Annotated in this window: 2 protein-coding genes; both read left to right on the top strand. The window is 40.6% G+C overall.

Annotated features, from left to right (window positions below):
• A partial coding sequence (locus tag DB895_RS13780) for a T9SS sorting signal type C domain-containing protein (protein WP_133242685.1) occupies nt 1-2520 on the top strand: 2520 nt, incomplete at its 5' end.
• A gap of 951 nt (nt 2521-3471) precedes the next feature.
• Nucleotides 3472-13491 (top strand): hypothetical protein (locus DB895_RS13770; RefSeq protein WP_133242684.1); only part of this gene is annotated, 10020 nt, incomplete at its 3' end.

The raw sequence follows: 13491 nt of genomic DNA, 5'->3' as shown, positions 1-13491 counted from the left end.
GGCATCGGAGTGGCAACGGGATTACCGGCAGGCGTAACCGCGGCTTGGGCAGCAAACGTGATCACCATCAGTGGCACGCCAACGGCATCAGGCGTTTTTGCGTACAGCATCCCGTTAACGGGAGGTTGTGGTAGCATTAATGCTACGGGAACCATCACCGTAACGGCAAACATGACAGCGGCGGCGGCATCGAGCACCCCAACATTGTGTATCAGTACCCCTTTAACCAATATCACACATGCCACAACATTGGCCACAGGCATTGGAGTGGCCACAGGATTACCGGCAGGCGTAACCGCAGCTTGGGCAGCGAACGTGATCACCATCAGTGGCACACCAACGGCATCAGGCGTTTTTGCATACAGCATCCCGTTAACAGGAGGTTGTGGTAGCATTAATGCAACGGGAACCATCACCGTAACGGCAAACATGACAGCGGTGGCGGCATCGAGCACCCCAACATTGTGTATCAGTACTCCTTTAACCAATATCACACATGCCACAACATTGGCCACAGGCATCGGAGTGGCAACGGGATTACCGGCAGGCATAACCGCAGCTTGGGCAGCGAACGTGATCACCATCAGTGGCACGCCAACGGTATCAGGCGTTTTTGCATACAGCATCCCGTTAACAGGAGGTTGTGGTAGCATTAATGCAACGGGAACAATTACGGTAGATCCAGTTTCTGTTGGAGGTTCGGTTTCTGGGGGAGCAGTCATTTGTTCTGGTTCTACAAGTGGTTTATTAACTTTATCAGGGCATCTAGGAACTGTAGTCCGTTGGGAAAGTGCTGTAAGTCCATTTAGTTCATGGACCTCAATTGTTAATACTGCAACGACATATACATCAGGTGTTTTAACACAGGACACACAATTTAGAGCTGTTATTCAAAGTGGCATTTGTTCAATAGCAAATTCAACTGCAACAACGGTAGCTCTTGGTAATACGACAACTTGGAACGGAAGTGCTTGGACTAACGGTGCACCAACATCCACATCGACGGCCGTAATTTCAGGTAATTATGTTTCGGCAACAGATGGTGGGAATATTGATGCTTGTTCCTTAACGTTAACCACTGGAACTGTTGTTATCTCTTCAGGAGATTGGGTTACTTTGAGTGGTGCCTTAATAGTAACATCTGGTAGCTTTACTTTAGAGAATAATGCCAATTTAATTCAAGGCGGTGTTGCGAATACAAATTCAGGAAACATAATAGTAAAACGAAACAGTTCCTCATTATATTTACTAGATTATACGTTGTGGTCTTCTCCGGTTTTAGATCAAAACTTATATGATTTTTCTCCGAATACAGTTGCTAATCGTTTTTATTATTATGATAGTGCAACCGATTTCTATACTCCTATTTCAGCGGCAAGCAATTTTAATGTTGGACAAGGGTATTTAATCCGAGTGCCAAGAACATTCTCCCCTACGGTGGCTGCTGTTTATAATGGTGTTTTTACCGGTAAGCCTAATAGTGGCGATATAACTTATGGAATGAATTTGGGTTTTAACGCCGTTGGAAATCCTTATCCGTCACAAATCAATGTTTATGATTTTATAGATCAGAATCTAACAATTGACGGAACTCTTTATTTTTGGAGAAAAAAGAATAATTCGTCAGCTTCTAGTTATGCAACTTTAACAGAATTGGGTTATGTTGCAAATGCTGCTACCGGTGGAGATACTGGAAGTGCTTATTTTGACGTAACGAATCCTTCTGACTGGGTTGTTAATGTAGGACAAGGATTTATTGTTAATGCGGTAAGTGCTTCGAATCTGGTTTTTAATAATGCGATGAGAAGGGGCTTGGATAACAGCAATCAATTCTTTAGGAATTCAAGTACGACAGTTTCTAATGCCAGCCTTTATTGGTTGAATTTAACCAATCCTAACGGGCTATTCAATCAATTGGCCGTGGGTTACGTGGCTGGTGCAACATTGGGTGTTGACAGAGGAATTGACGGATTAAATAATAATACTACTAACTATTTGTGTAGTGTTATTGGAGGAACTCCTTATGCCATTCAAGGGCGTCCAGAATTTTTGGCAAGCGACATTGTTCCTTTAGAGCTTAATATTAGTGTAGGAGGGAAGTATTCAATTGCCATTGATCATTTAAAAGGGCTCTTTCAAAATCAAGCTATTTTCTTGAAAGATAATGAAACTAATACCATTCATGATCTGAAAACAGGATCCTATTCCTTCATTTCTGAAGTAGGGGTTTTTAAGAATAGGTTTGAAATTGTGTATCAAAATGCTTTGGCAGTGAATCAAACGTCATTCAATGAGAATAATGTTTTGGTTTACAAACAAAACCAAGAAATTGTCATTAACGCCGGTAAAACAATAATGTCTGACGTAAAAGTGTATGACATTAGAGGAAGACTTTTACTTTCTAAGGATAACATTAACGCGACGCAAACTAAGTTGTTTGTAGGAACAACCCAAGAAGTTTTAATTGTTAAAATCGGTTCGGGCGAAGCCGGAATTGTAACTAAAAAAGTGATTAACTAAAAGGTTGTTTTTTAGAGCATGATATCCCTTTCGGTGACGAAAGGGATTTTTTTTATTTGATATCTAATGAAGCGGTATTAGTTTCTTTATTAGGGCGGATGGTTGGGATTAATAATCGAATTCCCATTTCTTTTATAATGTGGCTGTAGCGTGAACTCTTTTGACCAAATCCATGTCTTTTTTAGCTCTTTCTTGTTCAAATTTGAATAAAATTCTTTTATAGGCCTATTGGTCAATATTGTCATTCCAATTAAATGGTTTTCCCAATACAATACCATGGCAAGTTATTTTGGTGTTCAAAAAATAATTGAATCCCTCTCAAGAACTTGTGAGAAAAACTTGAATTCTGTCTAGGGTCAATATTTGCAATTAGAAATTTGATTTTTAAAACCAATCTTCTGAAGCATTTGAATCGAAAAAATATTTTACCATAAGAAGAAATTTCTTTGATGATATGGGAAATGTTGAATTCTACAGCTCTATTTTTCTAACACTACGCATTGGGATTTTAAAGTTTAATTTAGATGTTTTTTCTTATGCGAAATCGGGATTAAATTAATTACTACTTCAAATAAAAACTTGGAGAATGAAATTGAAGTGTAGTAGGGATAAAATTCAATACCAATCGGGCTTGGGGGTGGTATTTTCGAATGAATTTTGTTCTTTTTATTGCGATATTGTAAAATAAATGATGTAAAAATTATTCTTTAACAAGTTTTTCTCCTATATTTTTAAATAAAAAACAGTATGATATAATATTTATTTGTATTTTAGCCCCCTGCTTTGCCGTTATGGCAATGACAGGTCTTGTCTTGTTAGTAACAAGCTGAACTTTAACTTTAATGGCTCTGGTTTTGTCTGGATTATAAACACTTGGAGGTGCTTGTAATTTGGTTTTTGTGGGGCTAAAAAGGAATTTATAATATTGTTTACCATTAATAAATACAGCATATGAAAAATTTTACTTTAGGAATTAAACAACTCTTGGATAAAGCAAATACCACTACCATGTATTTTGGAATTTCCTCTAGTCCTTACGTCAAAACGACATTTTTTGGTAAACTCATGCTCGTTTTATTATTGGGAGCTACGCCGTTTATTGCAATGTCTCAAAACTCCCTTAATTCAGGGGACTTTTCTACTGGTTCCTGGGGTGCGGGTCAAGCTATGAGTTCCTCGGCAGGCACGTCACTAATACTAACGAAAACAGTAACAACTTCAGGGGACAAATTCTTTCGTTTTTACGGAGATGGTTCTCCTTGTGGAGAATACCAACCAAACACTAATGGTGATTTTTTCACACACAGTACTGTTGTAACTACCCCTAATGGTAATTGTGGAAGTGCCAATGCTTGGCGAGTAAATGTTCCAACCACCAGTTCTAATGTTGTGTTTAAGACAGATGGGCTTAATGCTGGAATAAGTCAAAGCGTTTTGTTTGTTGTTCAAGGTACTGTTCGTACAGTTTCTTCAGTTACTCAATTGCCAACTTCTGCAAATGTTCAACCAGGACAAGCGGTTACTGTTACGGCCAATTTGAGTGGTTCTTTGTCAACTGGGCAAGGAGTTTATATGCGATATTCAAACGACAATTTTACAACCTCTACTGTTGTGCAATTAACTGGGGCAGCTTCAACTTATACTGGGACAATACCTGCAACCATCAACCTTTCTGCTGCCGCAATAAAATATTATGTTTTCACTTCAACCGATGCGGGCGTAGGTGCAGGAGCTACTCAAGTAACAGCAAATGGGAGTAATTCAGATTTTTATACCATCAACTTAGATAACAATGCAGGCTCGAATTATAGTTACACTGTAGCTACAGGAGTAGCTGTTTATTTGCATAATTACGGAGCTTCGTTAATTGTATCTTCACCACCATATACTGTTGCGCCGGGTACTTTCAATGCAAATTTAAGTTTATCGTCATGGACAAATGCTGGTGTTACAGCATGGAACGGTTTGGCGGGAAATGGAGGTGGTACTTCAGGTTCTTTGAGTACTAACACAGGAAACAATACTTATACGCTTACTTTTAATGTTGCTAGTGGTTATCAACTTTCGGTTTCTTCTTTTAATTTTTGGACAAATCATAGTGGTACAGGCCCAACAAATTGGGCAATGACAATAAATGGCACGAGTGTGGGTTCTGGATTAACTGGTGGAGGAGCAACTTATGGTCAAACAAATGTTTCGAATCCAATAGCAAATCTTACAGGAACAATCACTGTTGCAATGAGTTTAACAGGTGGTTCTGGTGCTGGTACATTCCGTTTAGACGATTTCACACTTAACGGAACTGTTAGTGCTATTGCAACTTCACCTCCATCCATTACTTCATTTGCTGTTGCGGCGCCTGGTTCAGGAACCTCGGGGTATGTAGGAAATGTGGTTACGGTAACCGGTACAGGTTTTACAGGGGTTAGCTCTGTAAAAGTTGGGGGTTCGGGAGGTACAACAGTTTCAACTTTTACAGTTGTAAACGATACTACTATTACATTTCCAGCAATTGAGGCATCAGGTACTATTTATGTTTTAAATCCATCTGGAAATTCAACTTCTGCTGGTTCTTATACTAACCTTGGCTATATTACCACAGCCGGTGCTACCAATTGGAATACGGCTGCTTCATGGTTAGGCGGAGCTGTGCCAACGGCAAATTCAACAGTAACCATTGCACATGCCCTGAACATCGCAGCTGCGATTACCAACACTCCGGTTGCTTCGGTAACCGTAAATACAGGTATTACAGCAACAGTAAATGCTACGGTTGCGGCTATGACCGTTACAAATGCCATTACTACACTGGGTACTGGTATATTTACTTTTACGGGTGCGGCCGGTTCTGTAACCGCCGGTAGTTTTGTAAATGGTGGAACATTAAGTTGGGCTGCAGCGGCTACATTAAACATCAGCGCAGGTGGAACACTTACTAACAATGGTACTTTTACAAGAGGTACAGGAACTGTTGTAGTTGTTAATGCGGCAACTATTAATGGTTCAAGCGCTATAACATTTAACAACTTAACGATAACAACTGGTACTGCTACGCTTACCACTGTGCCGACAATTGATGGTATTCTTACCATTAATGGAGGTAGTGTAAGTGCTGCGCCAATATATACTTCAAATTCTACGCTTTTTTATAATGTGGCGTACAGCCGTTTTGCCGAATGGAATGCTACTGGTATCGGAACAATCGGATCAACAGCTGGTTATCCTAATAACGTTACAATTAATACGGGGACTTTTGATATTGTAAACGGTTCCAACGTGGCTCGAGCCATGAACGGGAATTTACTTGTAAATACGGGAGCAACCTTCAATATAAATGCTTTGAATGCCATTTTAACTGTAGGGGGTAACTTAACCACCACTGGTACCGGTGCGGTAAATATGGGGACAACTAATAAAGAATTGGTTGTTATAGGTTCAGTAAGCAATGCTGGTACATTAACATTGTCTAGTGTTTCGCTCGGTGATATTTATGTGGCAGGCAGTTTTGCGAATAATGGAACTTTCACCCATAACACTCGTGCTGTATTCTTTAATGGTTCAACTGCCACTACTCAAACTATTTCTGGTTCGGGATTAAATAGTACAGGTGCAACAAACTGTTTTGCTTATTTTATTAATAATAATACAAATGCAGGGGTAACCATAGGAGCAAACGTTACCATTGATGGAACTTCTGGAGATGTATTACAACTCTTAAATACAGGTGCTTTAAAAATTGGAGCATTTACCTTAACTGTAAACGGTAATGGCGGAATCATACGAGTAACTGGCGCAAGCAGAATAATTGATTTTACATCGGCAAGCGGTATTTTGAAAATAGTTGGAACTACCGGAACATTAAAAACAGTGTCTTCCACAAGTTCTGGTTTATTGAGTATTACCTCGTCAGTAGCTGGTGGACAGGTGCAGGTGCAAAGTGGTGGATTTGATTGTGGAAGCGGATTAACTACTTTTGGAACGGGATCCTTCTTGACCTTACTATCGGGTGCCTATGTGGCAGTTAATTCTCCTACCTATAGTACAGGTTCTACTTTGTCATTCCGCACTGGCGCAGCTTATGGTGTAGGTGCCGGAGATAAATCTTGGGCGATTGGGACAAGTGGTGTGGGTGTTCCTTCTAATGTGGAGGTAAATGCGGCAAGCACCAATGTTCAAATTAACGAGGACAGAACAGCAACCGGAGTCGTAACCGTTACGACAGGTACTATTACCAATAATACCAATACATTAAATATTTCAACCGGAATAGCCGTTGCTGCAAACGCATTAATTATTAATGGAGGTACATTAACTAATGGTGGAGGTACGGTAAATATAGGGGTTGCCAATGGGGGCAATCAAGCCATAGTGATGTCGAGTGGTGCTCTAACGTTAAGTAGTGGAACAATCAACGAAAATGGAAATATTTCCCTGACTGGAGGTACATTCACTATGAGTGGAGGTGCTTTTAATATTGACCCTAACAGTGGAGTAGCAGGTACAAGCGTTGCATCAGGAACGGATATTTTTTCAGTAACCGCTGCAACAACAGCTGTTTCGGCAGGTAGCATACTATTTAATGATCCTCCATTTGTAGGTTCTGGATTGTCATTTGTTTTTAATGCTGCTGGTGCTAATGCCAATTGGGCTGGAAATACCATACAATTTGGTGGTAGCTCTGGGACAAATGCTTCTACGGCAACTAATGGGTTTGGAGTAGATACTTATTTTAGTACAAAAAATATTCAATTAGGTCATGTAATCGCAAATGGGGGTGCAGTTGCAGGGGCAAGTAGGTTTGTGTCAGGTTCTACTTCAAGTTCAAAAGGATTTGACGTTGGTGGGAATTTAACGATTAATGCCAGCAGCGAAGTAAGAACATTAAGTGGTGGTGCGCCATTAAGAATTAAAGGGAACATTGTAAATAATGGTACATTAACGGATTTTGCGGGTATTGAATTCAATAACAGAGCAGCTGCGGTTATCAGTGCTAATACCATTGCTCAAACGGTTACTGGTTCTGGAGTTTTCCAAAATAATACAGCTGGATCTACGGCTTCGTTTACAAACTTAGTATTCAATAATACCGCTGTCTCACCAGCAATCACTTTTAGTGTTGGTAATTTAAGCGTGAGCGGAGCTACTACTTTTACGGCAGGTATAATAGATGTAGGTGTAAATAATGACTTAACATACATTGGTACTGCAACAACTTCCCGTACAAACGGTTGGGTAAAACGAGATGGAACAGGTCAAATGATAAGAACGTTTGCTTCAACAGGTTCTTTTGTTTATGCTATAGGTGATGGAGCCCTTTACAGTGGCATTACACCAAACTTTACATTAAATTCGGTAAGTCGCACCATCGGTTTTAAACTAACAGATGCAGTACACCCTCAAAATAATAATCCATTAACTCCTGCTGATTATTTGTCGCGTTATTGGACAATGACTGAGAATGCTGCGGGAGGTAATTATACTTTTACATTAGCAACAACGTATAATGTTGCTGGGGATGTAAATGGAACAGAGGGAAACATTCAAACTGCTGCTTGGAATGGAACTACTTGGGTTCAATATGGACCAGGTGGTGTTGCGTCACCTACATTAACTTCTGGGACTATCACACAAGCAACTGCTCCAACATTAAACGGTTTGGATTGGACAGGAAGATTAAGCTCTGGGTCTTCTTACACCTGGAATGGTACTGGGGGTGATGGACTTTGGGGAACTGCAGCTAACTGGACTCCCAACGGTATACCAGGTAGTTTGGATCAGATAACTATTGTTACTGCCGGAACTAACTTGGCCTTGGCCGATGCAAGGACTGTTTCAAGTGCCACATTTAATGGAAATTTTAGTGTTACAGCTACTGGAAGTTTAGCCGTAACAGGTGGCTTAACCTATACCTCGGGAACTGCAACATGGGATTGTGCCAGTACATTTACAATGTCTTCTTCAAGCGCTCAAACTATTCCGGCATTTAATTACGGGAACCTAGATGCTACGGGAGGTAATAGAACATTAGCATCATCTGGAACAATAGGAATTTGCGGAACATTTACACGAGGTGCCGGTGTATATACCATCACGGGTTCAACAGTTAACTATAATGGTTTTGGAGCTCAAACTATAAGCGCAGGAACGTATAACAACTTAACAATTAGCAATGCTAGAGGTGCCGCAACGCTTACTTCGCCTTCAGGGACAATTGATGTTGCAGGAGCTTTTGATGTGTCAACGTTAAGTAATTACGTGGCTTCAGTAAATGCCTCAAGTATATTCAACTTTTCTTCAGCAGGTACGCAAACCGTTCCGGCATTCTTCTATGGACAATTAAATAATACGGGTAACGGAGCCAGGACATGGGCAAGTTCAGGAATTATTGACATCAATAGAGGATTTACTCCTACAACGGCTTTAAACACAATTACTGGCAGTACAATTAGGTACTCAGATACATCAGCCACAACTTGGACTTTGTCTTCATTTACAACCAATGTTGCGTCACGCCAATATAATAATTTAGAATTGGTGGGTGGTGCATCTACTTTATGGAAATTAGCTTCGGGCTTTAATTTAGGTTGCGCCGGTAATTTTGATGTATCTGGTGCCGGTACATTTACGGTAGCAACTAATGCTACTGCCAATACCATGACAGTGGATGGAAACCTAACCTTAAGTGGCTCCGGTAATATTATCATTGCAAATACAGCCACTGCTGCTTTAGTAAATTCAATAACTGTGACAGGGAATACCAGCATTAGCAACGGATTGCTAACGGCTATAGGTTCATCATCCTCTACTACAGATCAAGGAAATTTAGTAACTAATGACCTAACTATTAGCGGTACAGGAGCCATAAATTTAGACGCTGCTAGTACTACTGCCTTTGCAGCAGTTACGGTAAATGGCAATATGAGTGTAACAAGTACAACAGCCAATGCCGTTAATTTTGGATCAGGCACGGCTAATTCAGGTAATGTGTTCAATTTAAAAGGGAATCTAACCAAATCAGGAACGGGAACTTTTGGGTGTTCTGGAACTTTTAATGCAGGTTTTGGTTTCTTATTTAATAAAGGAAGTGGCACACAAACTATAGATTATTCAGGAGCTGCAATGACAGTCGGTAATTTTACGGTTTCATCAGGAAGTACTTTACAGTTGTTATCCAACTTAACACTTGGTACTAATGCTACAGCAAGCAAATTAACCGTAGTAGGTGTGCTTGATGCGAGTTCATTTGTGGTTGCGCCTGGTAATGCAACCAATGCGTTTGATTTACAGGCCACTGGAACACTTTCTACCGCCAATGCAGGAGGGATTTCGTCAACCATCAGCGGGTTTACCAATGCAAATACAACATGGGCAGCAGGTGCTACCTTTGTTTATACGGGTACAGCAGTTAATACGGGATTGAGCGGTTATGCTGCTATTTCTTCAGCAAGTGCATACAATTTCACTTGGTTGGGTAATACAAGTTTAACTTTAGATAAATCAATTAGTCCCGCTGTGTTTAACTTCACCAATACTGGTTTGGTTTACTTAGGGAACAATTCGATAACACTTCCTTCAACCGCAGGGGCGCTTACAGGTGCTGGTTTTGGTGTTTCCAAAATGTTTGTAACAAATGGAACAGGAACTTTAAGCAGGGCGGTATTAACAGCAGGTACAGGTTTGCCATTTACATGGCCAATAGGTGAGAACACGGGCACAACAGAGTATTCTCCAGTGACCGTTACTTCATTTGCCAGTTTGGGCGCAAACGGATCCATTGCTTTTAGAGTAATAGATGGAGTGCAACCCAACATGGGCTCTGCTGTAAGTTATTTAAGCAGATACTGGCCTTGTACGGTTACCGGATTTACTTCGGGTTATACTCTTTCAAATCTTACATTTAATTATGAAACGGCCGATATTGTAGTAGGTCCTGAAGCTTCTTTAAAAGGGAATATTTATAGTTCAACATCAGCTTCTTGGACAGAATTGGCCACTTCAAGTGCTGCTTCAAATGTATTAACGATTGCCTCAGGTATTTCTGGCTCATTTATGCCAACTACCGGCACATATGATATCACAGGTAGAATAGATGTACCAACGTATTACCAATCTACCGGTGCAGGTGGTTCATGGGCAACAGCAGCCAATTGGCAAGTTGCCGATAACCCAAGCTTTACAGGGGCAACCGCTGCTTCAACATCACCAAATAATGCAAACAGTGCCGGAATATTTATCCGTTCAGGAAGTCCGATTACAGTGGATTCTTCCGTAACTGCCGATCAACTTACCGTGGACGCAAGTGCTACTTTAACGGTAGGCACCAGCGGCTCATTAACTATAGCGAATGGAACAGGTACTGATCTATCTGTTGCCAGCACAGGAACCTTACTTACAAATGCCGCTACAGCTACTTTAATAGTGAGTGCATCGGCTACGGTACAAATAGACGGTACTTTTAGAGAGGCCACAGGGACTCCGACTGTAACTGTTACAGGATCAATAACCATTGGAGCTACAGCTACTTATGAGCATAATATAAATGCGGGAACGGTTCCCACTTGTACATGGACTTCTGGAAGTACCTGTTTATTAACAGGAATAACAGGAAATGCTCCAGGTGGTTTGGCGCAAGCGTTTCATCATTTTACAGTAAACAGCCCTTCATCAACAGGCATGAACACAACTAGTAATCTTCAAACTGTAAACGGAAATTTAACGTTGGTTTCTACAGGATCAGGTTCTTTAAGATTGTCAAGCGGTTCAGCTTATGCCTTGGTAGTTGGAGGGAACATTGATGTTCAAGGTTCAAGTCAACTTGATTTTTCAAGTGGAGGCGGTACTTCAACTGTAGCTGTTACCGGTAATCTTACTCAGGCAGGTACCAGTGTAATAAATAAAACAAGTACTGCTACTATTACCCTTACTATTAATGGCAATTATGTGCAATCAGCAGGAACGTTTGATGTTAATAATGGAAGCTCTGGAGGTGCCATGACCGTTAATTTTAAAGGGGACGTGACTATGAATGGTACTGTTCAAAGATCAAATGGTGGAACATATACTTTTAACTTTGTTAAGGCTTCCGGTACACAAACTTTAAGTCAGGGAACTCCTATCACAACTGCTCAAGCAATAATTTGGAACTTTGGAAATGGAACGACTACTAATACAGTTCAATTCTTAACGGATGTTAATGTGGGTACTTCCGGGACATCAGCCACAACGGTGTTTAGTAATGCTACTTTAGATTTTCAAGATAAAGTTTTGTATGGTACAAATTCTGTATTTACCCAAGGCGCTACAGCAACATTAAAAATGGGTTCTGCAAATGGTATTACCACTGGTGCTTCGGGTAATTTACAAACATTGGCAGCATCTAGAGGCGTTGTTGCCACTGGTACTTTTGTGTATAATGGTACGGTCAATCAGGTAACAGGTAATTTATTGCCAGCGACATTATCAGGCACTGGTAAGTTAACCATTTCAAATACGGGTACAACAGGGAATAACACCGTCACTTTAACTACGAATAATACAACAACTCCTTCGTTAAATTTAACAAGTGGTTTATTTGCACCAGGTTCGGGGCAACAATTAAATATGACCGCTACAACAGGAACCATTACAGGAACCGGTGGTAATTGCGCCGTTGGTACTACAGGTGGAGTTATCAATTTTAACGGGGCGGGAACTATTGCCGGATCTTCTGCAATTACCTTTAATGATGTTACCATTAATACGGGAACTATTGTAGTTCCAACTGGTGGTACAATTCCAACTATTGGAGGAATCTTAAAAATAAATAATGGTAACGTAGATAATCCTCCTATTTATGGAGCTGCTTCAACATTATTCTATAACGTAACGTATGGTCGTTTTAAAGAATGGGATGCAACCAGTATAGGCACAATAGGTACAACGCCAGGGTATCCAAATAACGTTACAATTAATACAGGAAATTTTGATGTTGCAAACGGTTCTACTTTAGCACGTGCCATGAATGGTAATTTACTGGTAAATACAGGCACAAACTTTAATATAAATGCTTTGAACGCTATTTTAACGGTAGGTGGCAATTTAACGACTGCGGGTACTGGAGCTGTAAATATGGGAACAACTAATAAAGAATTGGTGGTGATTGGAAATGTAACCAATGCTGGTTCGTTGGTACTTTCATCAGCATCAGGCGGTGATATTTATGTGGGTGGAAATGTTTCCAACAGTGGTACCTTTACTCCAAATGGCAGAGCCGTTTTCTTTAATGGCGCAACCGGAGATCAGACCATTACTGCTGCTGCAGGAATAATTTTTGATTATGTAGTAATTAATAAAGCCACCTCTGGAAATGTGGTTATGGCTAATGCCGTTACCATCAACCAAACGCTTACCTTAACCAAAGGGTTATTGGTGTTGGGGAATAATGATGTCACTTTTGGAGCATCGGGAACTACAGCATCTGCAAGTACTTCAAGTTATATAGCGGTTACAGGTACTGGTAAAGTGATAAAAGCGCATACGGGTACTTTTGACTATCCAATTGGAGCTAATTTAACTAACTATGCTCCAGTTACTATTAACAATACGGGTGTAAGCCAAACCTATACCGTAGGGGTAGCCAACACGACTTATACTCCTGCTATAGACGGAGCCAACTGGCAGTGGAGTATTTCCACACCGGGTACAAGCTCTTCTAACCTTAGCTTTAAATGGTTTACGGCAGATGCTGGTGCAAACCTTACTGCCGCACCTACTAGCGGACTCGCCTCAAATTATGATGGTTCTATTTGGACTAATTATACAAGTTCAACCACGGCAGCTTCCCCTAACGTCACGACAGTTAATGGGATAACAAGTTTTACTAATCCGATTTGGACGGTTTCAAGACCTTGTTCCGCAACAACAGCTACGAATGGTTCGACCCAATCTACCTGTATAACAACGGGGGGGGCGGCTACATTATCAGGAAATACT

This window comes from Flavobacterium psychrotolerans, from assembly GCF_003097635.1.
GTDB lineage: Bacteria > Bacteroidota > Bacteroidia > Flavobacteriales > Flavobacteriaceae > Flavobacterium > Flavobacterium psychrotolerans.
This window is presented reverse-complemented; position numbering and strand designations above follow the sequence as displayed.